Consider the following 23,553-nt stretch of genomic DNA (forward strand, 5'->3'; position numbering starts at 1 on the left):
TCGAAGGTCGAAGGTCAGGTTGGGGTCGGACGCAAAGCATCGTCCGGCAGCCAGAATACCGCACGGCCCTCTGGCGTGTCGCGTTCCTCGACTCGCACAGGGCGCAAACGGCCGCCGCGGCACGGGCCGCCCACGCACTTGCCTGTGTCGGGCTGGTAGATCGCGCCGTGCGTGGCGCACATCAGATAGAGCCCCGACGACTCGAAGAACTGGCCCTCGACCCAGTCGAGTTCCATCGGCACGTGCGCGCAGCGGTTCAGGTAGCCGTACACCTCGCCGCCGTATCGCACGAAGAACACCACGGCATCGCCGCCCGCATAGGTCGCGTTCATGCGCCGCCCCTCGCCGCCCTCGGCGAGTTCTTCGGCCGCGCACACGCGCACCGGTTCGGGCGCCGGGGCCTGCGGCGCCGTGCTCATGCGTTCTCCCGCAGCCAGCCGGCGAGCGCGGCCACGTCCTGCGCGACGAAGCGCGGCTCGAGCTTTTCGAGCGCGCCGGACGCATGCGCCCCATACGCCACGCCAATGGCCGCCGCGCCCGCGTTGATCGCCATCTGCAGGTCATGCGTCGTGTCGCCGATCATCACCGTGCGGCCGAGATCCTGCCCCAATTCACGCGTGAGCTCCTGAAGCATGGCCGGATGCGGCTTCGAGAAGGTTTCGTCGGCGCAGCGGGTGCCGTCGAAGAGGCTGGTGAGCCGCGAATCCGCCAGCGCACGGTTCAGCCCCACCCGACTCTTGCCCGTCGCCACGGCGAGCAGGTAGCCGGTGTCGCGCAGTTCCGTGAGCATCTCGCGCACGCCTGCGAACAGCTCGGTTTGCTGGTCCTTCAGCAAATAATGGATGCGATAGCGCTCCACGAGCCGCGGGTAGTCGGCTGGATCGAGCGTGGGCGCGGCAATCTGCAGCGCCTCGCGCAGGCCGAGGCCGATCACATAGCTCGCCGCCTCATCGCCGGGCACGGGCAGGCCGAGGTCGCGGCACGCCGCCTGGATACTGCGCGTGATATGGGCGGTCGAATCCATCAGGGTGCCGTCCCAGTCGAACACAATCAGGTCAAATAACTCTCGAGCCATGCAGGACTTCTCCAAACGCTGTCAGATTCAGTGTCATTCGGGACGCTCCGCGTCAGGCCGGGCGGCGTTAGGCCGGGCTGCCGCGGTGGTGTCTTCGCCAGCGCCACCCTCGCGCTGCGCGCGCAACGCGTCGACGAAGCCGCGGCAATCCGGCGGCAACGGCGCCTCGAACTGTAACGGGGCGCCCGTAATCGGGTGAACGAGCTTCAACCGGTGCGCATGCAGAAACATGCGCTTGATTCCCGGCCGCGCACCAGCGCGCGCGAGTTCCTTGTTGAGCGCGAAGTCGCCGTACTTGGCGTCGCCTACGATCGGCAGCCCGAGATGCGCGAGGTGCACGCGGATCTGGTGGGTGCGGCCCGTCTTCAACTCGGCTTCCAGCAGCGCGTAACCCTGCCAGCGCTCGACGAGATTGAACACGGTATGCGAGGGCACACCGTCCGGCTGCACGCGCACGCGGCGCTCGCCTTCCGGGGTCAGATACTTATGAAGCGGCTCCTTCACGGCGCGCCGACGGCCCCAGTCGCTTGCCCATTCGCCGTGGACGCAGGCGAAATAGCGCTTGTCGGTCTGGTTGTCGCGCATCTGCGCATGCAGGCCGACGAGCGCGGCGCGCTTCTTCGCGAGCATGAGCACGCCTGAAGTTTCGCGGTCGAGCCGGTGGACCAGTTCGAGAAACTTGCCCTGCGGGCGCGCCTCGCGCAACTGCTCGATCACGCCGAACGCCACGCCGCTGCCGCCATGCACGGCCACGCCAGCGGGCTTGTCGATGACGAGCAGCGCGTCGTCCTCGTAGATGATCGGAAAGTGGGCCGCCGGCACAGGCGCAGTTCCAGCCGGCGCGCTCGATTGCGACGTGCGAATGGGCGGCACGCGCACGATGTCGCCTTCTGCGAGGCGATATTGCGCATCGACCCGCCCCTTATTTACGCGTACTTCCCCGCTACGCAAAATGCGATAGATATGGCTCTTCGGCACGCCTTTGCAGACGCGCAAGAGAAAATTGTCGATGCGCTGACCGGCCGCGCCCTCGTCGATTTCGACGAACGAAACCTGGTCGCTTGCGACCTGATTCTGGGATGTTTTGCCTAACCCTTTCATTCTGAATATAATTTGCCCAGCGCCGACGCAATGGTAGGCCAATACGGCCAAATGTCCTGCGAACCCCAAGAGGGTTATCCTGGACTCGGACCACGCGGCGAGCGCAGGCTGCAAGCGATAAACGGTTATTTTACTTGCGCCCGGGGCTGGTTGCTCACCCCGCTTGATGAGAAGCAACGAGTTGCACGCACGGATTACCACTCCGGCAGGGACGGCGCCCACAGGCACGTTCGGTCAGGAGCGGCTCCGACGGTAACGGAACATTGGTATAAAGAATTTATCCGGCGCGTCCCGCGGCGCGGTCGAAGTGACCGCCGAAGGGAGGCGCAGGTGGCGAAAATACGGCGAGCGCCCGAAGTTCCCGGCAATGTGCGGGACACGGCGACGTCAAAAGTGGTGAGACACCCCGAGGGGGAAGACGGGCGTTCCTGAAAAGCTTCCCGTGCGCGGCCCTGATTGAATCTTGAGGCCGCGAACCTGATCCAGTCGCAAGCGCGCGCGGTTCGCCGCTGCGGCGGGCATCTGTCACGGCCAGTGCGATGGGCACAACCATCGGCACGATCATGGCCACGGCAATCAGGTGGAATGGAAGCGCAGGAAAACGTTGCCGTCGCGAACCCGCGGCATGCCTCTTCGCTTCTTGAAGACGTATTTCGCATGTGCCCACGCGGCCCCGTCCACGGCAACGCAACGCCGGACCGGCGCCCAGAAAAGGCAATTCTCCCCGCCATCGTTCCCGCTCCAGCGTGCTTGTGACAACACAATAAGGCGCGGCTCGCCGCTGCCCGCACCGTGCTGCCTGGCGTCGCCGCCGCGCACCGTGCGGCTCGCGCGCGAACGTACTGGAGTCGTTCAATGAAACGAATGCTGTTCAACGCGACACAGCAGGAAGAACTGCGTGTCGCCATCGTCGATGGACAGAAGCTCATCGACATCGACATCGAAACCGCCGGGCGCGAACAGCGCAAAGGCAACATCTACAAGGGGATCGTCACCCGCATCGAGCCTTCGCTCGAAGCCTGTTTCGTCAACTATGGCGAGGATCGCCACGGCTTCCTGCCGTTCAAGGAAGTCGCTCGCCAGTACTTCCGCGAAGGCATCGACATGCGCGGCGCGCGCATCCAGGACGCCCTCAAGGAAGGCCAGGAACTGATCGTCCAGGTCGAGAAGGAAGAGCGCGGCAACAAGGGCGCCGCCCTCACCACGTTCATCTCGCTCGCCGGCCGCTACCTCGTCCTCATGCCGAACAACCCGCGCGGCGGCGGCGTCTCGCGCCGCATCGAGGGTGACGACCGTCAGGAACTGCGCGAAACCATGGCGCAGCTGCAACTGCCGGACGGCATGAGCATCATCGCGCGCACGGCCGGCATCGGCCGTTCCGCCGAAGAGCTCCAGTGGGACCTGAACTACCTGCTGCAACTCTGGCACGCCATCGAAGCCGCGTCGCAGGCCGGCCAGTCCGGTCAGCCCATGCTGATCTACCTGGAATCGAGCCTCGTCATTCGCGCGATCCGCGACTACTTCCAGCCCGACATCGGCGAAATCCTCATCGACACCACCGAGATCTATGACCAGGCACGCGCCTTCATGGATATCGTGATGCCGGACAATGTCAATAAGGTGAAGCGGTATCACGACGACGTACCGCTTTTCTCGCGTTTCCAGATCGAGCACCAGATCGAGACGGCTTACTCGCGTACGGTGCCGCTGCCCTCGGGCGGTGCGATCGTGATCGACCACACCGAGGCGCTCGTCGCCATCGACGTGAACTCGGCGCGCGCCACCAAGGGCGCCGACATCGAGGAAACCGCCGCGCGCACCAACCTCGAAGCCGCCGACGAAGTGGCGCGTCAGCTGCGTCTGCGCGACCTCGGCGGCCTGATCGTGATCGACTTCATCGACATGGAGTCGGCCAAGAGCCAGCGCGAAGTCGAGCAGCGCCTGAAGGACGCGTTGCGCCACGACCGCGCGCGCGTACAGATGGGCAAGATCTCGCGCTTCGGCCTGATGGAACTGTCGCGCCAGCGCCTGCGCCCGGCCCTCTCGGAAGGCAGCCACGTCACCTGCCCGCGCTGTAACGGCACGGGTCATATCCGCGATACGGAATCGTCGGCGCTTCAGGTCCTGCGCATCATCCAGGAAGAGGCGATGAAGGAACACACCGCGGCAATTCATTGCCAGGTGCCGGTCGAAGTGACCGCCTTCCTGCTGAACGAAAAGCGCTCGGAGATCAACAAGATCGAGTCGCGCTTCAAGGTCGGCGTCGTTCTGATCCCGAACAAGCACCTCGAGACGCCGCACTACAAGCTCGAGCGCCTGCGTCACGACGATGCACGCCTCGACGACCCGCGCGCCTCGTGGAAGATGGCCGAGGAAGCGGCTCGCGAACTCGAGTCCGAAACCGGCTACAGCAAGCGCACCGCCGAAGCCAAGCCCAAGCAGGAAGCTGCTGTGAAGGGCATCACGCCGGAGCGTCCGGCGCCGAGCGCACCGGTCAAGGCCGTCGAAGCCGCGCCCGTCGCAGCGCCGGTGGCCGTCACGCCCGCGGGCGGCGGCTTCTTCGGCTGGATCAAGCGCCTCTTCGGCGGCGAGCCGGCTGCGGCACCCGCACCGGCACCGGTTGCTCAACCCGAAAAGACCGGCCGTCCGACCCGCGAAGCGCGTACCGAGCGCGGTGAGAAGAGCGGCGGTGACCGCAACCGCAATCGCCGCACCGGCGGCCGCGACGCGGCAGGTCGCGGCGAAGGCGCAGGCGGCGCACGCACCACCGGCCAGCAGGCTGGACGCCGTGAGGAGCGCGAGCCGCGCGAGCAACGTGAACCGCGTGAAGCACGCGAAGGCCGTGGCGCCCGTGAACCGCGCGAGCCGCGTGAACAACGTGAGCAACGCGAACCGCGCGAGCAACGTGAACCGCGTGAAGCACGCGAACCCCGCGCCGAGCGCGAACAGCGCATCGAGCGCGTCGAGCGCGGCCAGGACCGTAGCGATGTGACGGCGGAAGCCGGCGCCGCACGCGGCGAGCGCCGTGAACGCGGCGAGCGCGGTGAACGTAACGAGCAGCGTCGCCGTCAGCAAGCCGAGGCCTCGGAAGCCGCGGAAGCCCAGGAAGCGCGTCTCGACGCCGCATCGGCAGACCTCGAAGCGCCGCAGACGGAAGAGCTGCCCGAAGGCGTGAGCGCGGGTGCCGACGAAGAAGGCGCACCGCGTGAAGGCGAAGAACGCCGCCGCCGTCGTCGTGGCCGCCGTGGTGGCCGCCGCGAGCGCGAGACGGATGCAGCAGGCCTCACGACCGGCGCGGACGCACCGGAAGGCGAAGAGGAAGCCGCACCGGCTCAACCGGCCATCGAGCAGCCTGCCATTGCCGCGCAAGTGCATGAAGCGCATGAAGCACCGGCTGTGGAAGCGCGCACCGAGGCTGTTGTCGAGACTGTCGTGACCGCACTGCCGGCCGCAGCCGTCGTCGCCGAAGCCGGGCACGTGCCCGCCGCCGCCGTGACGACTACGCCGGTCGAAACCGTTGCGCCCGCTGCAGAGCAAGTGCCGGCTCCGGCACCCGCCGAAGCCGCACCGGTGAGCGTGGAAACCGCGCACGTGGTCGAGCCGAAGGCCGAGGAACCCGCAGCACCGGTGGCTCCTGCCGCTCCTACCGCTCCTGTGGCGCCTGCTGCAGCGGTCGAACAGGTTGCACCGGCAGCCCCGGCCGAGCCGGTCCATGCCGAAACTCAGCCTGTCGTGCGTGAAGACCGCGTCGAAGCGCCGCAGACCGAAGTGCCGGCGGCAGCGCCTGCCGCACAACCGGAGCCGGCGCAAGAAGCTGTAGCCGCTGCTCCGGCGGTCGTCGCGATCACCGAGCCGGCTGAAGAGCGCCCGGCCCCGGTGGCAGTGGTCGCGCCCTCGTCGGCTCCGGCCGCCGCGGACACGCTGCGCCCGATGCTGGAATCGGCGGGCCTCGTCTGGGTCAATACCGACGCCGACAAGCTGCGCGCCGCCCAGCAAGCCGCCGCGCAGGTGGTGAAGCCCGCACGCGCGCCGCGCGAGCGCAAGGCGCTGTCGCCTGTCGACAGCGCGCCAATGCAGCAGGTCGAAACCACGCGCCAGCAGTAAGCGCTGCACGCGCAACTGGTCGCGCGCCGGGCCTCGAGTCCGGCGCGCCCCGAAAAGCCCGCCCCTCCCGGCGGGCTTTTTTTTGATATATCAGCGTTCCCCCTCGTCTGTCGGTGCGCGCTGGTTCGGCTAGAATCGAACCAACGCGAGAACGAAGAGACCATGACACGACGCATCATCCCCGTTACCGATGTTCGATCGCTGCCGCCGGAGCCCGGGCAGGCTGCGGGGACCGTGCGCGCGCCGTCTGGCGCGGTCTTCGACGCGCTAGCCAGACCCCTGCGCGACCTGCGCATCTCGGTCACGGACCGCTGTAATTTCCGCTGCGTGTACTGCATGCCGCGTGCCGTGTTCGACAAGGACTACCCGTTTTTGCCCCATGCCGCGCTGCTTTCGCTCGAAGAAATCGAGCGGCTCGCGCGGCTTTTCGTCGCTCACGGCGTCACCAAGATTCGCCTCACTGGCGGTGAGCCGCTGCTGCGCAAGAACATCGAATTCCTGATCGAGCGGCTCGCCGCGCTGCGCACGCCCGAAGGCCAGGCGCTCGACATTACGCTCACCACCAACGGCTCGCTGCTTGCCCGCAAGGCGCGCGCCCTGCGCGACGCGGGCCTCACACGCGTGACAGTGAGCCTCGACGCCCTCGACGACGCCCTCTTTCGCCGCATGAACGACGCCGATTTCGCGGTGGCCGATGTGCTCGACGGCATCGCGGCGGCACACGCCGTGGGTCTCGCGCCGATCAAGGTCAACATGGTCGTCAAGCGCGGCACGAACGACGGCGAGATCGTGCCGCTTGCGCGGCATTTCCGCGGCACGGGCGTGACGCTGCGCTTCATCGAGTACATGGACGTGGGCACCTCGAACGGCTGGAACATGGCCGAAGTACTGCCGTCGGCCGAGGTCGTCGCGCGTCTTGCCGAGCACTGGCCACTCGTGCCGCTCGAACCCCACAATGCCGCCGAAACGGCGCAACGCTGGGGCTACGCGGACGGCGCGGGCGAGATCGGCGCGATCTCGAGCGTGACCCGCGCATTCTGCGGCGACTGCACGCGCGCGCGCCTTTCGACCGAAGGCAAGCTGTACCTGTGCCTCTTTGCCTCGGTGGGCTACGACTTGCGCGCGCTGTTGCGCAACGGCGCCACCGACACGGCGATCTCCGGTGCAATCGCGCAGGTGTGGGAAGGCCGTGCTGACCGCTACTCGCAATTGCGAGGGAGCGCGCAGGCGCCGGGTTCCGCCGAAGAGCGGCGCATCGAAATGTCCTACATCGGCGGCTGAGAAGCCAATGACGCCGATGAGCGCCAGTGCCATTTCCACCGGATCGATCACGGGCCTCGTGCTCGCGGGCGGCCGCGGCCAACGCATGGGCGGCGCGGACAAAGGTCTGCAGATGCTGCACGGCCAACCCCTCGCTGCCCACGTTCTCGCCCGCCTCGCACCCCAGGTGGGCGCCCTCGCGATCAGCGCGAACCGCAACGGCGGCGCCTACGCGGCGCTCGGCGCGCCATGGCGAGCGAGCGTGCTCGCCGACACGCTGCCCGACTTCCCCGGCCCGCTCGCGGGGCTTCTCGCCGGACTGCGCGCGGCGCAGACCGAGTGGCTCCTCACAGCGCCCTGCGACTCGCCCTGGCTGCCAACCGATCTCGCCGAGCGCCTGGGCCACGCCGCGTTGGCGCAGCACGCCGACATCGTGACCGCGACCACGACGAATGCCGAAGGCGACGTCTCGCTGCACCCCGTCTTCGCACTCGTGCGCACCTCTCTCGCCGACGACCTCGCCGCCTTTCTGGCGGCCGGCGAGCGCAAGGTTCGCGCGTGGTACGCGCGCCACACGGCCGCCGAAGTCGCCTTTGCCGATGAACGTGCGTTTTACAATATCAATTCCTTACAGGAACTGGCCGAACTCGAACGCGCCTGAATTGCAATCGGGCGGCGCCCGGCCAGCCGCCGTCCCCGGCACACGGCCGGCACGCCCGCCTGGACGATCGCCGCACAGGCCGTGCGGATGCGACGCTTCCTCATTCGATGACCACGCTTAACCATCCCTCCGGCAACGCCGGGTGCATCAGCCAATACGATCCGCAAGCTTTGCCCGTCAGCGCCGCACAGGCCATCGTGCTGCAGTGGGTGACGCCGCTCGCGGCGAGCGAACGCGTGCCGCTACGTGAGGCGCTCGCGCGCGTGCTGGCCGAAGACGTGATTTCGCCCATCGATGTCCCCGCGCACGACAATGCGGCGATGGATGGCTATGCGTTCGACGGCGCGGCGCTGGCCGACGGCTCTGGCCATCTCTCGCTCGCTGTGACCGGCAAGGCCTTCGCCGGTCACGCCTACTCAGGCGAAGTCGCCGCGGGCGCCTGTGTGCGCATCATGACCGGCGCGCCGATGCCCGCGGGCTGCGACACCGTCGTGCCGCAAGAGCATGTGTCGGCGCAGGGCGACATCATCGCTTTCGAAGCGAACATCGTCAGGCGCGGCGCGAATGCGCGCCGCAAGGGCGAGGATCTTGCGCGCGGCGGCGTGGCGCTCGCGGCGGGCCGCGTGCTGCGCGCGTCCGATATTGGCTTGCTGGCCTCGCTCGGCCTCGTCGAGGCGAACGTGAAGCAACGTCTGCGCGTGGCCTACTTCTCGACCGGCGACGAGTTGCGCTTGCCGGGCGAGCCGCTCGAGCCCGGCTGCATCTATGACAGCAACCGTTACGCGCTCGGCGCGATGCTCCAGCGCCTGAACGTCGAGGCGATCGACCTGGGCGTCGTGCGCGACGACCCCGCGGCGCTTGCCGCCACGCTCAAACTCGCTGCCGAAACCGCTGATGTCGTGCTAACCTCCGGCGGCGTCTCGGTCGGCGAAGCCGATTTCACGCGCACCCAGTTGCAAACGCTCGGCGACGTCTCGTTCTGGGGCCTCGCCATGCGCCCCGGCCGCCCGCTTGCGTTCGGCCGCATCTGGTCGGGCGGACGCCCAGGCGCCGGCCGCGCGGCGCTCCTGTTCGGCCTGCCCGGCAACCCGGTCGCGACGATGGTCTCGTTCTACCAGATCGTGCGCCCCGCCCTCATGGCGATGGCGGGCGCGCAAGCGCAGCCCGTACCGCTCGTGCCGGCACTCAGCGATCAGCCGATCAAAAAGCGGGCGGGGCGCACCGAGTTCCAGCGCGGCCTCGCGCGCCGCGACGACAGCGGCCAGTGGCGCGTCGCACCGACCGGCTCGCAAAGCTCGGGCGCGCTCAGCACGATGAGCGAGGCGAACTGCTTCATCGTGCTCGCTCACGAAGCCGGCGATCTCGATGCCGGCGACGCCGTCGACATCATGCTGTTCGATGGACTCGTCTAGCGCGGCGGCGCCTCAGAGGCCATCAAACGTATCCACACGTCCAAACCTGCATAACGGACCGACTACTATGAAAAAACAGATCTCGTTCATCGCTGCGGGCCAGACCGCCAAGGCGCTCATCCTCGTGTACCTGACCTTCAGCGTGCCTATCGTGCTGCTCGGCGTGCTCGTGGCGTTCGTGCGCTACGGCTCGGTCGAACTCTCGACCATCTTCAGCGCGCTGCTGCTCAATGCGATCGTCGGCTTCATCCTGCTGTGGATCGCCTGCCACGCGTACAACTGGGTGGCCTCGCGCTTCGGCGGCATCGAGATCCATCTCTCCGACGTGCCCGAGGAAGCGTGATGGCCGCAACGATCCGCGCCGCCACGCCCGCCGACGTCGGCGCCATGCACGCGCTGATGTATGAACTCGCCGAGTTCGAAAAGCTCACGCATCTGTTCACGGGCACGGCCGATGGCCTCGCCGACGCCCTGTTCGGCGCGCGCCCCGCTGCCGAAGCGCTGGTGGCGGAAGATGCCGGCCGCATCGTCGGCTACGCGCTCTTCTTCCACAACTACTCGACGTTCCTGAGCCGCCGCGGCCTTTATCTCGAAGACCTCTACGTGCAGCCGTCGCAACGCGGCACCGGTCTCGGCACGGCGATGCTGCGCGCGCTCGCGGCGATTGCTGTCGAACACGGCTGCGCCCGCTTCGAATGGACTGTGCTCGACTGGAACACGCCGGCTATCGGCTTCTATGAAAAGCTCGGCGCCACCGTGCTGCCCGACTGGCGCGTGGTGCGCATGACCGGCGACGCGCTCGAAAAGCTCGCAGCGCCTGGCGTGACGGCGCTCGGGTAACCGAACCGCAAGTTCGAATGCAAACGGGCCGCCTGATTCAGGCGGCCCGTTCTCTTTTGGCGCGGCGGTTTCCCTTACTCGTCGCCGAATCCTCCTTCAGCACCCGGTTCGCCCACTTCGTCATTGCGCAACGCATCGCCGAGGAGATTCGCGGCGGTCTCGCCCGGCAGCGCCTCGACGTCGCGCAGCTTGCGGTTCATCGCACGCGTGCGCACCTCGGCGGCCTCGATGGAACGCGTGACCGTTTCGAGCTGCGACTTCGTGCGCGCGAGCACGTCGCCGAACTTGCCGAACTCCGTCTTCACCGCGCCGAGTACCTGCCACACCTCGCTCGAACGACGCTCGATCGCCAGCGTGCGAAAACCCATCTGAAGGCTGTTGAGGAGCGCCGTGAGTGTAGTCGGCCCCGCCACGCTCACGCGGTAGTCGCGCTGCAACACATCGGTCAAACCAGGGCGGCGCAGGATTTCCGCGTAAAGCCCTTCGGTCGGCAAGAACAGCAGCGCGAAATCGGTCGTGTGCGGCGGCGAGACATACTTCTCGGCGATGGTGCGCGCCTCCGCGCGGATGCGCAGTTCCAGCGCACGGCCCGCCTCCTCGATCGCGGGCACGTCCGCGCGCTCCTGTGCGTCGATGAGGCGCTCGTAATCCTCGCGCGGAAACTTGGCGTCGATGGGCAGCCAAACCGGCTCGCCTTGATCCCCAGCGCCAACGCCACGCCCAGGCAGACGAATCGCGAACTCCACGCGCTCACTGCTCTTGGGCACCGTCGCCACGTTCTTCGCGAACTGGTCGGGCGTAAGCATCTGTTCGAGCAACGCTTCGAGCTGCACCTCGCCCCAGGTGCCGCGCGTCTTCACGTTGGTGAGCACCTTCTTCAAGTCGCCCACGCCCGCCGCCAGCGTCTGCATCTCGCCAAGCCCGCGATGCACCTGCTCCAGCCGATCCGAAACGAGCTTGAACGATTCGCCAAGACGCTGTTCGAGCGTAGCGTGCAGCTTCTCGTCGACGGTGCGGCGCATTTCCTCGAGCTTCGCCGCGTTGTTCGCTTCGATGTCTTTCAGACGCTGTTCGAGCGTCGCGCGCACTTCGCCAAAGCGCCGGTCGTTGACTTCGGTGAGCTGTCCGAGCTGCTGCGTGAGCAACGAGCCGAAGTGACGAAGCGCGGCGCCCTGCTCGTCGCGCGCCAACTGGGCTTGCTGATGCAGACTCTGGCGCACGGCGTCGAGCTGCTGCGTATTGGCCGCCGTGAGTTTGGCGAGCTGCTGGGCGAAGCCGTCGATCTGGCTGTTCTGCACCGTCGCGATGCTGCCGAGCTGCGCCGCAAGCGCCTGCTGCACCTGCGCGAAGCCGCCGCCGAACTCACTGCGCGACGCCTGCGCGGTGCGCGCGATCTCGTTGCGCAGCTCGCGCTCGATGCGCTCGGCCGCGCGCGCCTGCGTGTCGGTCGAGGCGGCGAGGCGATCGCTCAGTTGATCGAGCGCGTCGAGCGTGGCTTCGGCGTCGCCCTCGCCATGACCGTGACGCGCGCGCACCAACGCGACGAGCGTTACGACGAACGCGATCGCCAGCGCAACGACTGCCAGCGACATGACTGCGAGCTCACTCATGTACGCGCTTTCCCCAGCACGGCGGGGTTGATCGGGTTAGGCGGCTGCCCCGCGCGCGGCCCCTCGCCGAGCGCGGCGATGAGGTTGTCGGCGGCGAGGTTCGCCATGGCGCGGCGCGTGGCTTCGCTCGCGCTCGCAATGTGCGGCGTGAGCACGACGTTCTCCACTTCGAGCAGCGCCGGATGCACGCGCGGCTCGCCCTCGAACACGTCGAGGGCCGCCGACGCGATCTGGCGCGTGCGCAGCGCGTGCGCGAGCGCGGCGTCGTCGACAATGCCGCCGCGCGCGATGTTGGTGAGCGTGGCCGTGGGCTTCATCAGCGCGAGTTCGGTTGCGCCGATCGTGTGATGGTTCTGTGCCGTATAGGGCAGCACGAGCACGACGTGATCGGCCGCTTTGAGCAAGTCTTCCTTCGAGAGATATTCGGCGTTCAGCTCGCGCTCGATCTCTGGCGCGACGCGCGAACGGTTGTGATAGACCACGCGCATGTTGAAGCCGAGCGCACGGCGCGCGAGCGCCTGACCGATACGGCCCATGCCGATCACGCCGAGCGTGGCGCCATAAATGTCCGAGCCGAGAAACGCGTCGAACGACCACTTGTCCCATTTGCCCGCGCGCAGAAAGTGTTCGGACTCCGTCACGCGGCGCGCGGCCGCCATCATCAGCGCCCAGCCGAAGTCGGCCGTGGTTTCGTTGAGCACGTCGGGCGTGTTGGTGCCAAGCACGTTGAGCGCGTTGAAGGCGGCGATGTCGAAGTTGTTGTAGCCCACGGCCATGTTCGACACCACGCGCAAGCGCGGCGCGGCGGCGAGCGCTGCGGCGCCGATCGGGTCGCCCGCGGTGAGCGCGCCGTCCTTGTCGGCGAGACGCTGGTGCAGCGCCTCGGGCGAAAGCGCCTCGCCGTTATTCCAGTCGACGTCGAAATAAAGCTTGAGCCGATCGATCACGTCGGGAAAGATCGGGCGCGCCACGAGAATCTTTTGCATCGTTGCTCTCCACACTTCAGTCGTTGTCCGTCATTGTTGCGCGTGACGGGGCGCTCAGGAAAGTCTCGCGCGCATTGCGCAGCCCGGCTCCCAGGCGGCTTTACGGCTAGACGAAAAAGAGCCAGGTGGCCGCGAGAAAGACCGGCGCAAGCAGCACGCCCGACCAGCCAAGATAGCCGAAGAAGCCCGGCATGCGCACACCACGCGACTGCGCGATCGCCTTCACCATGAAGTTCGGGGCGTTGCCGATATAGGTGAGCGCGCCCATCCACACGGCGCCCGCCGAAATCGCGGCGAGCGTTTTCGCGCCGCCTGACATGAGCGCATTGGCGTCGCCGCCCGCGAGATTGAAGAACACGAGGTACGTGGGCGCGTTGTCGAGAAACGACGAGAGCAGACCCGTCGCCCAGAAGTACATCGCTTCGTTGGGGCGGCCCGGTGCGTCGTTCACGAAGCGGATCAGCGCGGCGAATGCGCCCGCCTCGCCCGCGCGCAGTATCGCGATGACCGGCGCGATCGTCACGAAAATGCCCGCGAAGAGCTTGGCCACCTCGACGATCGGCGCCCACTCGAAACCGTTGTCGGCGCGCGCCGTCTTCGACGTGAACGCGAGCGAAATGAGTGCGAGCGCAACGAGTCCCGCATCGCGCACGAGGTTCTGCACCTGCAAATGAGCGCCCGCGACTTCGAAGGCGATACCCGGACGCCATATGCCGCTCATCAGCACGAGCGCGATGAGCAGCGCGAGCAGCGCGAAATTCGCCTTGCCACCGATGGAGAGCGCGCGCGTCTCCGGCGTCGGGTCGAGCGAGGCGGCGCGCACTTCCCCGGCGCGGCTGAAGTACCAGCTATCGAGCGCGTAAAACACCGCGAGCAGCACGCCGCAGACGAACAGCATCGGCCACGCGAGATGCTGCGCAGTCCAGAAGAATCCCACACCGTTCAGGAAGCCGAGGAAAAGCGGCGGGTCGCCGAGCGGTGTGAGCAGGCCGCCCGCGTTCGCGACGAGAAAGATGAAAAACACGACCACGTGCACATTGTGCCGGCGGTTGTCGTTGGCGCGCAGGAGCGGCCGGATCAGCAGCATCGCCGCGCCCGTCGTGCCCATCACGCTCGCGAGCACGGTGCCTAGCGCGAGGATCGACGTATTCATGCGCGGCGAGCCACGCAAATTCCCATACACGCAGATGCCGCCCGCGATCGTGTAGAGCGCGCCGAGCAACACGATGAACGGAAGATATTCGTCGACCACGGCGTGCACGAGGAGCGGATACATCGCGCCAAAACCATGCGTGGCCGCAAACGGCAGCAGGAAGGCCAGCGCCCAGGCTGCCGAGATCTTGCCGAAGTGGTGATGCCAGAACGTAGCCGCGAACATGGGGAAGAACGCGATCGAGAAGAGCATGCCGGCAAAAGGCAGCGCCCAGGCGGCGCTGAGCGATGCGCCGTCGAATGTCGCAGCGCTTGCGTTCGTGCTGAACAGCGAGAGCGCGGCGAAGAGCGTTCCCGCGCAAGCGCTCGCCGCGTTGCGCTTACGCGCCATGCACGACGATCACATGCACGCGATACGGCCCGTGCGCGCCGAGAATGATGGTCTGCTCGATGTCGCCGGTGCGCGAAGGCCCCGAAACGAAATTGACCGCGCGCGGCAGTTCTCCGCGTTCGGCGCGCATGAGCGCGAAGGCGTCCTCGTGGCCCGCGACGATGCGCGAAGCGGGCACGACGGCGATGTGCGTTTCGGGCAGCAGCGCGCCCGAAGCCCAGGTTTGCGGGCTGGAGAGCAGCACCAGCGTGCCGGTTTCAGCCGTGGCGCAAAAGCATCCCGTGAGTCCGACGAGGTCGCGGTCTTCGGGCTTGCGGAATTGAACGGCGAGGCCTGCGCCGGCCCAGTCGAATGTTTCGAGCGTTTGCCACGCGACAGCCTGCATCGGCAGGCTGCGCTCAGCGAGATAACGTTGCGCGGCGGCGGGCACGTCAGCCAGTTGCTGGACTTCGTCGACGGTGCTCGCCATCTTGCGTGCCTCGCCAACGAAGCGCGCGGCAAGGTCGCCTTCCAGCGGTGGGCGCGGACCTTCGGGATGACGCGCGATGTAGTCGGCCACGGCTTCCCGCTCGTGCGCCGCGGGCGTAGCCTCACGTCCCTGCGCCGCGCGAATGCGCGCGAGTATGCTGCGGCGGGCGGCCGTCGTGTCCATGAACGTCCTCGTCAGATGAAGAAAGGCGACGCGCCGATTATACCGGGGCGTCGCCTTGCGATTTGCGGGTTTCGTGTGCGCTTATTTGCCCGCGCACTCTTCTTCCACGGGCTGCTCGATGCCGAACACCTGGCGCAGATAGGCGAGATACGCCTTGTCGTCACACATGTTCTTGCCCGGCGAATCGGAGAGTTTGGCGACGGGCTGACCGTTGCAGCGAACCATCTTGATGACGATCTGCAGCGGCTGATAGCCGAGGTCGTTGGTGAGGTTCGTGCCCACGCCGAACGCGAGGCGGCAGCGCTCGCCGAAACGCTCGTACAGGCGCAGCACCTTGGGAATGTCGAGCGCGTCCGAGAAGATCATCGTCTTCGTGCGCGGGTCGCAGCGGTTGTCCTCGTAGTGCTTGAGCAAGCGCTCGCCCCACTCGAACGGATCGCCCGAATCGTGCCGCGCGCCGTCGAAGAGCTTGCAGAAGTACATGTCGAAATCCCGCAGGAAGGCCCGCATGCCGTAGACATCCGAGAGCGCGATGCCAAGGTCGCCGCGATATTCCTTCGCCCACATCTCGAAGCCGAAGATCTGCGAGTCGCGCAGACGCGGCCCGAGCGCCTGGCACGCCTGCAAATATTCGTGCGCCATCGTGCCGAGCGGCGTGAGGTTGTGCTTCATCGCGTAGTAGACGTTGCTCGTGCCGGTGAATTGCTCACCGAGATCGTCCTTGAGCGTGAGGATGACTTCTTCGTGCCAGCGTTTGGAGAAACGGCGGCGCGTACCGTAGTCGGCGATCTTGCAGTCGGCGAATTCGGGTTTCGCGCCGAGCAGCTCGATCTTGTGGCGCAGGCGCTCGCGCCCCTCCTCGTACTGCGGATGATGCTGCGTGTTGCGGAAATACACCTCGTTGACGATGGCGAGCACCGGGATCTCGAAGAGGATCGTGTGCAGCCACGGCCCCTTGATCTCGATGTCGATCTCGCCATTGCCCTTGGGCGACGGCGTGACCGAGATGTACTTTTCGTTCAGGTGAAAGAGCGCGAGAAAGTCGATGAAGTCGCTCTTGATGAAGCGCATCTTGCGCAGGTATTCGAGTTCGGTCTCGGCGAAGCGCAGCCTGCAGAGCTTCTGGATCTCGCTGCGGATCTCGTCGACGTAGGGCACGAGGTCGACTTTCGGCGTGCGGCAGCGGAAACGATATTCCACATTGGCCGCGGGGAAATGATGCAGCACCACCTGCATCATCGTGAATTTGTAGAGATCGGTATCGAGCAGCGAAGTAATGATCATGATGGGCCAGCCGGACTGCAATCGGATAGCGCCCGCGAAGCAGGAACCGGACTCGCTGCACGGCAGATGCCTCGCAGCGGCTCCGGACGGCGGACGCCAGCGGTGCGCCCATGTTACCCGAATGCCTGTGCGCCCAGCGTGCCCGCCGGCACGTCCCCTTGCGCGCAAGGGGTAAAACGTTGCGGATCACCCCATCTTATAAACTAATCACGAAACGATATAAGGACGGTTGCGGGCCCGTGGCTGGGGTAATTCCTCATCAGTTACAATAGCGCCTTTGGCGAACCGCCATCCCCCGATACAAAAAGCTTGCAGGAGTTGCCTGAATGACTCACGTTGTGACCGAAAGCTGCATCAAGTGCCGCTATACCGACTGCGTCGATGTGTGCCCGGTGGACTGCTTTCGCGAAGGTCCCAACTTCCTCGCGATCGACCCGGACGAGTGCATCGACTGCGCCGTGTGCGTTGCCGAATGCCCGGTGAACGCCATTTACGCTGAGGAAGACGTGCCTGGCGACCAGCAATCGTTCATCGAGCTGAACGCCGACCTCGCGAAGGGCTGGCCGAGCATCACCAAGACCAAGGCCCCGCTGCCGGAAGCCGACGAATTCAAGGACGTGAAGGACAAGCTCGCGCTTCTCGCTCGCTAATCGCACGGTGACCGCTTGTCGGGGTGTCCCCCGTCGCCTACGCGGACAGCCCCTTGCGCAGCGGATTGCCATTAAAGAGATAGCGACAGGGTATTGACAGGCCAAGCCAGTCCCCATAGAATCTCGTTCTCTGCTTTTGTTGATCCCCGATAGCTCAGTCGGTAGAGCGCCGGACTGTTAATCCGTAGGTCCCTGGTTCGAGCCCAGGTCGGGGAGCCAAGATTCGCAAAAGCCCGTTTGTGTTGATCACAACGCACAGCGGGTTTTTTTATGACGTAAAGAGTTGTAGCTGTATTGCTGTTCCCCGATAGCTCAGTCGGTAGAGCGCCGGACTGTTAATCCGTAGGTCCCTGGTTCGAGCCCAGGTCGGGGAGCCAAAATATCGAGGGGTTGCGTGTTTGCACGCAACCCCTTTTTCTTTTGCTGCGCGTGTTGCGCGCGCAGCGAGGCTGCACTGTTAGTGCACCAGAATGTCTTCGCCGTCTCGCCCTGACATCCCCCACCCTCCCCGATAATGTCGCTTCGTCATCTTCGGGAATCCGCATGAAAGCCACCCGCCTTGCCATTCGCCCCACGCGAGCGCTTCTCGCCTGCGCGAGCCTCTTCGCCCTGGCCGCCGCCCACGCCGAACAGATCGGCAGCGTGAACACCAACTTCCGCGTCACCGGTTCCGACAAGGTCGTCGTCGAGGCCTACGACGATCCGCAGGTGCAAGGCGTCACCTGCTACGTCTCCCGCGCCCGCACGGGCGGCGTGAAGGGCACGCTCGGCATTGCGGAAGATCCGACGGAGGCGTCCATCGCGTGCCGGCAGGTCGCGCCGATCTCGTTCGCGGGTCCGCTCAAACAGCAGGCCGACGTCTTCAACGAGCGCATGTCACTCCTCTTCAAGACGCTGCACGTCGTGCGCGTGGTCGACGCGAAGCGCAACGCGCTCGTGTATCTGACCTACAGCGACCGGGTGGTGAGCGGCAGCGCCAAGAACAGCATCACGGCCGTACCGGTGCCGGCTGGCACGACCATTCCGCTGCGCTAAACTGGGGATCCGAGCAGGATCCTCCACCATGACCGACGCCCGTTTTCGAGATTCCGCACGCTACTGGCGCACGCCGCTTCTGCCCGGCGCGGATCTCGTCACGGCCGAATACAACGAACATACGTTCGCGCCCCACTGGCACGAGGCCTACACGATCCCTGTGATCGAAGGCGGCGCCGAATGCTATCGCTATCGCGGCGCGCAGCATGTCGCCGAAACGGGCAGCGTGCCGGTCATCAATCCCGGCGAGTTGCACACGGGCTCGCGCGCCGCCGAGGAAGGCTGGAGCTATCGGGTGATGTACGTCCCGATCGACTTCCTGCATGAGTTCGCCGGCGAAATCGCGGGCCGCGCGCAGCCGCTGCCGTGGTTCGACACCGAGGTGATCCACGATCTCGATCTCGCGCATCGGCTCTCGCGCGCGCACCGGCTGCTGGAAGCCGACGCCGACTGGCGGCGCGCCGCAGCCGTACCGGAATCCGGCGCAAGCGGCGGCGTGGCTGGCGTGGCGGCGCTTGCGGCGCCTTCCGGTGCGCCGTGCTCAGCGCCGTGTTCAGATCTGCTCGCTGTGGAAGGCGCACTGCTCGACGCGCTCTCGACGCTGCTCACGCGCTACGGCCGCACGCGCGAGGCGGCGCTCAAGCACGGCCCGAACGATCCGCGCGTGGAAACGATGAAGGCGATCCTCGCCGCCGATCTCAGCATGCCGTTGCGCGTGGCCGATCTTGCCCAGGCGGTCGGCCTCTCGCCGTTTCACGCCACGCGGCTCTTCACGCAGGCGACCGGGCTGCCGCCGCACGCCTGGCGCACGCAGTTGCGCCTGCAACGCGCGCTCGGTCCGCTGCGCGAAGGCGCCACGGTGGCCGATGTCGCCGCGGCGAGCGGCTTCACCGACCAAAGCCATTTCACGCGGCACTTTCGGCGTATGTTCGGCGTGCCGCCGGGGCGCTGGCAGTCGTCCTGAGCGCGCCGGCCCGGCTCGCGCCGCAAGAACGTACAAGCCACCCGCGCAGGCGCCCGTTATGCTGTCCCCTTGTATCAGGAGGACAGTTTGACCACGCATCCCAATCGCTTCACCGAATTCATCGCCGGCGCGCGCGACATGATCCCCATGATGATCGGCGCCGCGCCCTTCGGCGTGATCTTCGGCACGCTCGTCACCTCGGGCCCGCTTTCGCTCTGGCACGGCCAGTTCATGTCGCTCGCCGTGTTCGCCGGCTCCGCGCAGTTCATCGCGCTCGGGCTGATCGCCTCGCACGCGAGCTTCGCGGTGATTCTTGCTACCACCTTCATCGTGAACCTGCGGCACGTGCTCTACAGCGCGACGCTCGCGCCTTATGTCTCGCACCTGCCGCTGCGCTGGCGCCTCGTGCTGGGCGGCCTGCTCACCGACGAAGTCTTCGCCGTCGCGTGGGCGCATTTCCGACGCCATCCGCCCGGCGACGACGTCTCGCCATGGCATTTCCTCGGTTCCGGGGTCTCGATGTACCTGAACTGGCAACTCTGGACCGCGGCCGGCCTGCTGTTCGGCGCGGCGTTCCCGGGCCTGCAGTCACTCGGCCTCGACTTCGCGATGGTCGCGACCTTCATCGCCATCGTCGTGCCGCAGTTAGTTGCCTTGCGCTACCTCGCGGCCGCCGCGACCGCGGGCGCGCTCGCCTTTTTCTGGCAGGGCTGGCCGTACAAGCTCGGGCTGCTCGGCGCCGTGTTCGCGGGCGTGGTCGTGGGCGTCGTTCTCTCGCGCCCGGGTTCCTCGCGCGGCGCACGCGCCGGCAGCGAGTCTTCCCGCAAGCCCACCAACGTCCAACGCACCGCAGGAGCCGGGCAATGAACTACATCGTCCTGATTCTGGGCATGGCCCTCATCACCCTGGTCATTCGCACCGCGGTATTCGTGCTCGGCGACCAGCTGGTGTTCCCACCGCTCGTGCGCACCGCGCTCGGCTTCGTGCCCGTCACCGTGCTCACGGCCATCATCGTGCCGATGGCGGTCTCGCCCCACGGCCAGGGCGCCGAGCTGACCTGGCGCAATCCGCAGCTCGTTGGCGCGCTCGCGGCAATTGTCGTCAGCGCGCTCACGAAGCGACCGCTCCTCACCATCGCGGTCGGGCTCGGCGTGTTCTTCGTCTGGCAAGGCGTCGTCCTGCGCTAGAGGCGGCCCTCGCCCCTTACGCTCAAGTTTCACCCCGGCGCGCCGTTAAACCCGTCAAGGCCTGCTCTGGCAGGCCAATGCTCGAATGGCGAGAGCACGCGAGAAGCGCTAAGGATTACACCGGGGCAACCACAATGGGGCATATCACCCTCAACCTGAAGGATGAAACGCTTGCGTCGCTGCGCAAGGATTTCGACGCGTTCCTGCGCGTCTCGCTCAAACTCGACCCGCAGTTCGCCACGCCGGAATTCGAGGATTACCTGCGCGCGAAGCTGCTCGACAACATGACGCCGCTCACGGAGCACGCCGTCCAGCGGATCCTGCAAGGCGGCCAGTACGCGTGGGCCAAGCGCACGCTCGACAAGGAGTTCCCCGAGGTCGTCTCGATCCTGATGCGCCAGGCGGGCGAATTCGGTTTCGGCTTCGCGTCGCGGCCCGAATGGACACCGGACGAACTCTCGAAGCAGTGCCGCGACTGGGCGGCGGCCATCGTGAGCGAAGCCCAGGGCGACGACACGCTGGTCGATCCGCTGGCCGCGCAGATCAAGTCGGGCGTGCAGGACATCCAGGCGCTCGAAGAGTCGATGCAGACGCCCGCGTGGCGGCTCACCGAGTCGCTGCGTCAGCGTGTGTACGAAGCGAAGATCGGCTGTGAACAGGCTAGCGGGAGCGCTGCGCGCGAGCGTTTGGGTGAGCTGCGCGGGCTGCTGAGGCTCGGCGTCACGCATGGCGTGTTCCAGAAGCAGGAAGCGCAACAGATCATGGAATATCTGCGCCTGCTCAAGCCCGAGATTTTCGTCGAGGAGCCCGACGACGTCTTCACGCGCCTGGCCGCGTGGATGCGCAACTTCTTCATGCCGCCCCAGCACGGCACCGCGCGCGAGCAGAAGCGCTGAGCGCGCCTCTTAGTCCCACATCCTCCTGAGCTTCGCGGCGATCTCGACCTTCGCCTGCGCGGCGGCGGCGAGTCCCGTCGCGCTCGGCGCGCTCGCCACGGGCGCGGGCGGCCATGCGCGCGATTCGAATAGCGGCAGCATGGGCGTGGCGATGAAGCGCGTGCGCGAGGCCCACACGTGCCGGTCGCCCGACGCCACCTGGTTGTGCACGTAAAAACGCTGCGGCACGACGATGTGCAGATCCTCTTTCGCGCGCGTCATCGCCACGTAGAGCAGCCGCCGCTCCTCCTCCAGCTCCTCGTCGCTGCCCGCGCCGAGATCGGACGGGATGCAGCCGTCCACGCCATTGAGCACAAACACGTTGCGCCACTCCTGCCCTTTCGCCGAATGGATCGTCGAGAGGATCAGATAGTCTTCGTCGAGCAACGGATCGGCGGATTCGGCGCTCGTGGCGTCGGGCGGATCCAGTGTGAGTTCGGTGAGAAAACGCTCGCGCGAGGCGTAAGTGCTCGCAATGCTCTCCATTTGCAGCAAATCGGCGAGCCGCACCTGGGCGTCCTCGTGGTTGCGCTCGAGGTGCGGCTCGTACCAGCGCCGCACGCGCTCGAACTCGGCGGGCCACGGCGTCGAGCGCATGGAGAGGCTGTCGATGAGCGAGGCGAACGCCGGCCAATCCTCGGCCGCGCGCGGCGGCGGCGCGAAGGCGGCGAGCGCCTCGGCGGCGCGATACGCGCCCGTGCACGCGGCCACCTGGTCGAGCAGGCGCGCGGCGTTGGCGGGCCCGACGCCCGGCAGCAATTGCGTCACGCGAAACCCCGCCACGCGATCAAGCGGATTCTCGGCCCAGCGCAGCACCGCCAGCACATCCTTCACGTGCGCAGCGTCGAGAAATCGCAGTCCGCCGAACTTAACGAACGGGATATTGCGCCGCGCCAGTTCGATTTCGAGCGTGGCGCTGTGGTGCGCCGCGCGAAACAGCACGGCCTGCTGCTTGAGCTTCATGCCCGCTTCACGCGCCTCGAGAATCTGCTCGACGACGTAGCGCGCCTGGGTTGCCTCATCGGCCACCGTGACGAGGCGCGGGCGCTGCTGCGAGGGGCGCTCGGTCCACAAGTTCTTGGTGAAGCGCTCGGCGGCGGCGTCGATCACGGCGTTCGAGGCTGCGAGGATCGGCGCCGTCGAACGGTAGTTGCGCTCGAGCGTCACCTGGCGCGCGGGCGGATCGAACTGCGCCGGGAAGTCGAGAATATTGCGCACCGTCGCGCCGCGAAACGAGTAGATCGCCTGGGCGTCGTCGCCGACCACGGTCAGGCCACGCCCGTCGGGCTTGAGCGCGAGCAGGATCGAGGCCTGCAGGCGGTTGGTGTCCTGGTATTCGTCGACGAGGATGTGATCGAAGCGGCCGGCGAGATCGGCCGCGATGGCGGGCTCCGCAGCCATGTGCGCCCAGTAGAGCAGCAGGTCGTCATAGTCGAGGACGTTCTGCTTCTGCTTGGCATCCACGTAGGCCGCGAACAGCGCGCGCAGTTGCGGCTCCCATTCGAGGCACCACGAGAACGAGCGGTTGAGCACATGGGCGAGCGAGTCGCCCGTGTTGACCGCGCGCGAGTAGATCGCGAGGCAGGTCGATTTCGAGGGGAAGCGCTTTTCCTTCGCCGAGAATCCCAGCTCGTGGCGCACGAGATTCATGAGATCGGCGGAATCTTCGCGGTCGTTGATCGTGAACGCCGGCGAAAGGCCGATGTGATCCGCGTACTCGCGCAACAACCGTGCGCCTACGCCGTGAAAGGTGCCCGCCCAGCTGAGCCCTTGCGCGAGCACTGCGGCCGCGCCTGGCGCGCTGGCGGCGATGCGCGCCACGCGCCTCGTCATTTCCTGCGCGGCGCGCCGCGAGAACGTGAGCAGCAGGATGCGGTGCGGGTCGGCGCCATTGGCGATCAAATGCGCGACGCGGTGAGCGAGCGTATTGGTCTTGCCCGACCCGGCGCCCGCGATCACGAGCAGCGGGCCCGGCAGCGCCGAGCCCGGCGCGTAGCCCGCTTCGCCGCCATGCTCGACGGCCTCGCGCTGCGCGTCGTTGAGTTTCGCGAGCCATGCGGAAACGGCATTGGCCGCGTCGGCGCGCGCCTGGCTGGCATCGGAGACGGAGGAATCGGCAACGGAAACAGTGGACACGGCGGGCGCTGGGACGATGAACGTGGCGAATCGGAAGGAAGCGACGCATACTGTATATCCATACACCCCGCATCCGCAAGCGCCTGATTCCATGGCGATCTGGCGAGATTTAACGACA

General features: G+C 66.6%; 21 protein-coding genes and 2 tRNA genes. 14 read left to right on the forward strand and 9 right to left on the reverse strand.

Features of this window, described 5'->3' with window-relative positions; all coding sequences use genetic code 11:
• Positions 1 to 14 precede the first annotated feature (14 nt).
• Genes JMY28_RS23030 through JMY28_RS23040 form a run of 3 tightly spaced genes read right to left on the reverse strand, consistent with a single transcriptional unit; the run spans position 15 to position 2,176 of the window.
• A complete protein-coding gene (locus JMY28_RS23030; protein ID WP_201698208.1) occupies positions 15 to 419 on the reverse strand; it encodes a Rieske (2Fe-2S) protein in 405 nt (134 codons plus the stop codon).
• Complete coding sequence (locus JMY28_RS23035; protein WP_201698209.1) at positions 416 to 1,075, reverse strand: HAD-IA family hydrolase; 660 nt, start codon at positions 1,073 to 1,075, stop codon at positions 416 to 418. The genes JMY28_RS23030 and JMY28_RS23035 overlap by 4 nt, the downstream gene beginning before the upstream one ends.
• Before the next feature lie 33 nt (positions 1,076 to 1,108).
• Positions 1,109 to 2,176, reverse strand: coding sequence for an RluA family pseudouridine synthase (locus JMY28_RS23040; protein ID WP_201698210.1), 1,068 nt, complete (start codon positions 2,174 to 2,176; stop codon positions 1,109 to 1,111).
• Between the two features lie 855 nt (positions 2,177 to 3,031).
• On the opposite strand from JMY28_RS23040, the gene JMY28_RS23045 reads away from it, so the two are divergent.
• The 6 genes from JMY28_RS23045 (at position 3,032) to JMY28_RS23070 (ending at position 10,453) form a co-directional block, all read left to right on the forward strand.
• A complete protein-coding gene (locus tag JMY28_RS23045) occupies positions 3,032 to 6,280 on the forward strand; it encodes an Rne/Rng family ribonuclease (RefSeq protein ID WP_201698211.1) in 3,249 nt (1,082 codons plus the stop codon).
• 162 nt (positions 6,281 to 6,442) lie between these two features.
• A complete protein-coding gene (gene moaA, locus JMY28_RS23050; RefSeq protein ID WP_201698212.1) occupies positions 6,443 to 7,561 on the forward strand; it encodes a GTP 3',8-cyclase MoaA in 1,119 nt (372 codons plus the stop codon).
• Positions 7,562 to 7,577: 16 nt separating this feature from the next.
• Complete coding sequence (gene mobA, locus JMY28_RS23055) at positions 7,578 to 8,201, forward strand: molybdenum cofactor guanylyltransferase MobA (protein ID WP_201698213.1); 624 nt, start codon at positions 7,578 to 7,580, stop codon at positions 8,199 to 8,201.
• A 107-nt stretch (positions 8,202 to 8,308) separates the two neighbouring features.
• The gene (gene moeA, locus JMY28_RS23060; RefSeq protein ID WP_201698214.1) at positions 8,309 to 9,613 is read left to right on the forward strand and encodes a molybdopterin molybdotransferase MoeA; all 1,305 of its coding nucleotides are present in this window, start codon (positions 8,309 to 8,311) and stop codon (positions 9,611 to 9,613) included.
• A 67-nt stretch (positions 9,614 to 9,680) separates the two neighbouring features.
• Positions 9,681 to 9,956 carry a hypothetical protein gene (locus tag JMY28_RS23065; protein WP_028212919.1) on the forward strand — a complete coding sequence of 92 codons (276 nt, stop codon included), beginning with the start codon at positions 9,681 to 9,683 and terminating at the stop codon, positions 9,954 to 9,956.
• A complete protein-coding gene (locus JMY28_RS23070; protein ID WP_201698215.1) occupies positions 9,956 to 10,453 on the forward strand; it encodes a GNAT family N-acetyltransferase in 498 nt (165 codons plus the stop codon). Before JMY28_RS23065 ends, JMY28_RS23070 begins: the two co-directional genes overlap by 1 nt.
• Before the next feature lie 74 nt (positions 10,454 to 10,527).
• Here JMY28_RS23070 and JMY28_RS23075 read toward each other — a convergent pair whose 3' ends face one another.
• From JMY28_RS23075 to pncB, 5 genes are all read right to left on the reverse strand, one after another.
• Positions 10,528 to 12,063: a DNA recombination protein RmuC gene (locus tag JMY28_RS23075; RefSeq protein WP_201698216.1), complete on the reverse strand. Its 1,536-nt coding sequence runs from the start codon at positions 12,061 to 12,063 to the stop codon at positions 10,528 to 10,530.
• Complete coding sequence (locus JMY28_RS23080; protein WP_201698217.1) at positions 12,060 to 13,049, reverse strand: 2-hydroxyacid dehydrogenase; 990 nt, start codon at positions 13,047 to 13,049, stop codon at positions 12,060 to 12,062. Before JMY28_RS23080 ends, JMY28_RS23075 begins: the two co-directional genes overlap by 4 nt.
• Before the next feature lie 106 nt (positions 13,050 to 13,155).
• Entirely contained in the window at positions 13,156 to 14,592 is a 1,437-nt protein-coding gene (locus JMY28_RS23085; protein ID WP_201698218.1) for a sodium:proton antiporter, read from the reverse strand.
• Positions 14,582 to 15,244, reverse strand: coding sequence for a LutC/YkgG family protein (locus tag JMY28_RS23090; protein ID WP_201698219.1), 663 nt, complete (start codon positions 15,242 to 15,244; stop codon positions 14,582 to 14,584). The genes JMY28_RS23085 and JMY28_RS23090 overlap by 11 nt, the downstream gene beginning before the upstream one ends.
• A gap of 81 nt (positions 15,245 to 15,325) precedes the next feature.
• On the reverse strand, positions 15,326 to 16,528 hold the full coding sequence (gene pncB, locus JMY28_RS23095) for a nicotinate phosphoribosyltransferase (protein WP_201698220.1): 1,203 nt from the start codon (positions 16,526 to 16,528) through the stop codon (positions 15,326 to 15,328).
• 326 nt (positions 16,529 to 16,854) lie between these two features.
• Between pncB and fdxA the strand changes: the two genes are divergently transcribed.
• From fdxA to JMY28_RS23135, 8 genes are all read left to right on the forward strand, one after another.
• Positions 16,855 to 17,178, forward strand: coding sequence for a ferredoxin FdxA (gene fdxA / locus JMY28_RS23100; protein WP_028206706.1), 324 nt, complete (start codon positions 16,855 to 16,857; stop codon positions 17,176 to 17,178).
• A gap of 143 nt (positions 17,179 to 17,321) precedes the next feature.
• Positions 17,322 to 17,397 (forward strand) — tRNA-Asn (locus tag JMY28_RS23105).
• A gap of 82 nt (positions 17,398 to 17,479) precedes the next feature.
• Positions 17,480 to 17,555 (forward strand) — tRNA-Asn (locus tag JMY28_RS23110).
• A gap of 166 nt (positions 17,556 to 17,721) precedes the next feature.
• A complete protein-coding gene (locus JMY28_RS23115) occupies positions 17,722 to 18,213 on the forward strand; it encodes a CreA family protein (RefSeq protein ID WP_201698221.1) in 492 nt (163 codons plus the stop codon).
• A gap of 28 nt (positions 18,214 to 18,241) precedes the next feature.
• Positions 18,242 to 19,177, forward strand: coding sequence for an AraC family transcriptional regulator (locus JMY28_RS23120; protein ID WP_201698222.1), 936 nt, complete (start codon positions 18,242 to 18,244; stop codon positions 19,175 to 19,177).
• Positions 19,178 to 19,315: 138 nt separating this feature from the next.
• Positions 19,316 to 20,044 (forward strand): AzlC family ABC transporter permease, encoded by a 729-nt coding sequence (locus JMY28_RS23125; RefSeq protein ID WP_201698254.1) that lies wholly within the window; start codon positions 19,316 to 19,318, stop codon positions 20,042 to 20,044.
• A complete protein-coding gene (locus tag JMY28_RS23130; RefSeq protein WP_201698223.1) occupies positions 20,041 to 20,364 on the forward strand; it encodes an AzlD domain-containing protein in 324 nt (107 codons plus the stop codon). The genes JMY28_RS23125 and JMY28_RS23130 overlap by 4 nt, the downstream gene beginning before the upstream one ends.
• Before the next feature lie 134 nt (positions 20,365 to 20,498).
• Positions 20,499 to 21,260, forward strand: a complete 762-nt coding sequence (locus JMY28_RS23135) for a DUF4088 family protein (RefSeq protein WP_201698224.1) — start codon at positions 20,499 to 20,501, stop codon at positions 21,258 to 21,260.
• 9 nt (positions 21,261 to 21,269) lie between these two features.
• Here the strand turns inward: JMY28_RS23135 and JMY28_RS23140 are convergent, their stop codons facing one another.
• Complete coding sequence (locus tag JMY28_RS23140; RefSeq protein WP_201698225.1) at positions 21,270 to 23,528, reverse strand: ATP-dependent helicase; 2,259 nt, start codon at positions 23,526 to 23,528, stop codon at positions 21,270 to 21,272.
• Positions 23,529 to 23,553 lie beyond the last annotated feature (25 nt).

Origin of the sequence: Paraburkholderia hiiakae (genome assembly GCF_904848665.1) — a bacterium.
GTDB lineage: Bacteria > Pseudomonadota > Gammaproteobacteria > Burkholderiales > Burkholderiaceae > Paraburkholderia > Paraburkholderia hiiakae.

What these genes read in the sequence shown, in the direction of transcription:
- JMY28_RS23030 (WP_201698208.1), bottom strand. Translation starts at nt 419, where the DNA reads ATGAGCACGGCGCCGCAGGCCCCGGCGCCCGAACCGGTGCGCGTGTGC.
- JMY28_RS23035 (WP_201698209.1), bottom strand. Translation starts at nt 1,075, where the DNA reads ATGGCTCGAGAGTTATTTGACCTGATTGTGTTCGACTGGGACGGCACC.
- JMY28_RS23040 (WP_201698210.1), bottom strand. Translation starts at nt 2,176, where the DNA reads ATGAAAGGGTTAGGCAAAACATCCCAGAATCAGGTCGCAAGCGACCAG.
- JMY28_RS23045 (WP_201698211.1), top strand. Translation starts at nt 3,032, where the DNA reads ATGAAACGAATGCTGTTCAACGCGACACAGCAGGAAGAACTGCGTGTC.
- moaA (WP_201698212.1), top strand. Translation starts at nt 6,443, where the DNA reads ATGACACGACGCATCATCCCCGTTACCGATGTTCGATCGCTGCCGCCG.
- mobA (WP_201698213.1), top strand. Translation starts at nt 7,578, where the DNA reads ATGAGCGCCAGTGCCATTTCCACCGGATCGATCACGGGCCTCGTGCTC.
- moeA (WP_201698214.1), top strand. Translation starts at nt 8,309, where the DNA reads ATGACCACGCTTAACCATCCCTCCGGCAACGCCGGGTGCATCAGCCAA.
- JMY28_RS23065 (WP_028212919.1), top strand. Translation starts at nt 9,681, where the DNA reads ATGAAAAAACAGATCTCGTTCATCGCTGCGGGCCAGACCGCCAAGGCG.
- JMY28_RS23070 (WP_201698215.1), top strand. Translation starts at nt 9,956, where the DNA reads ATGGCCGCAACGATCCGCGCCGCCACGCCCGCCGACGTCGGCGCCATG.
- JMY28_RS23075 (WP_201698216.1), bottom strand. Translation starts at nt 12,063, where the DNA reads ATGAGTGAGCTCGCAGTCATGTCGCTGGCAGTCGTTGCGCTGGCGATC.
- JMY28_RS23080 (WP_201698217.1), bottom strand. Translation starts at nt 13,049, where the DNA reads ATGCAAAAGATTCTCGTGGCGCGCCCGATCTTTCCCGACGTGATCGAT.
- JMY28_RS23085 (WP_201698218.1), bottom strand. Translation starts at nt 14,592, where the DNA reads ATGGCGCGTAAGCGCAACGCGGCGAGCGCTTGCGCGGGAACGCTCTTC.
- JMY28_RS23090 (WP_201698219.1), bottom strand. Translation starts at nt 15,244, where the DNA reads ATGGACACGACGGCCGCCCGCCGCAGCATACTCGCGCGCATTCGCGCG.
- pncB (WP_201698220.1), bottom strand. Translation starts at nt 16,528, where the DNA reads ATGATCATTACTTCGCTGCTCGATACCGATCTCTACAAATTCACGATG.
- fdxA (WP_028206706.1), top strand. Translation starts at nt 16,855, where the DNA reads ATGACTCACGTTGTGACCGAAAGCTGCATCAAGTGCCGCTATACCGAC.
- JMY28_RS23115 (WP_201698221.1), top strand. Translation starts at nt 17,722, where the DNA reads ATGAAAGCCACCCGCCTTGCCATTCGCCCCACGCGAGCGCTTCTCGCC.
- JMY28_RS23120 (WP_201698222.1), top strand. Translation starts at nt 18,242, where the DNA reads ATGACCGACGCCCGTTTTCGAGATTCCGCACGCTACTGGCGCACGCCG.
- JMY28_RS23125 (WP_201698254.1), top strand. Translation starts at nt 19,316, where the DNA reads ATGATCCCCATGATGATCGGCGCCGCGCCCTTCGGCGTGATCTTCGGC.
- JMY28_RS23130 (WP_201698223.1), top strand. Translation starts at nt 20,041, where the DNA reads ATGAACTACATCGTCCTGATTCTGGGCATGGCCCTCATCACCCTGGTC.
- JMY28_RS23135 (WP_201698224.1), top strand. Translation starts at nt 20,499, where the DNA reads ATGGGGCATATCACCCTCAACCTGAAGGATGAAACGCTTGCGTCGCTG.
- JMY28_RS23140 (WP_201698225.1), bottom strand. Translation starts at nt 23,528, where the DNA reads ATGGAATCAGGCGCTTGCGGATGCGGGGTGTATGGATATACAGTATGC.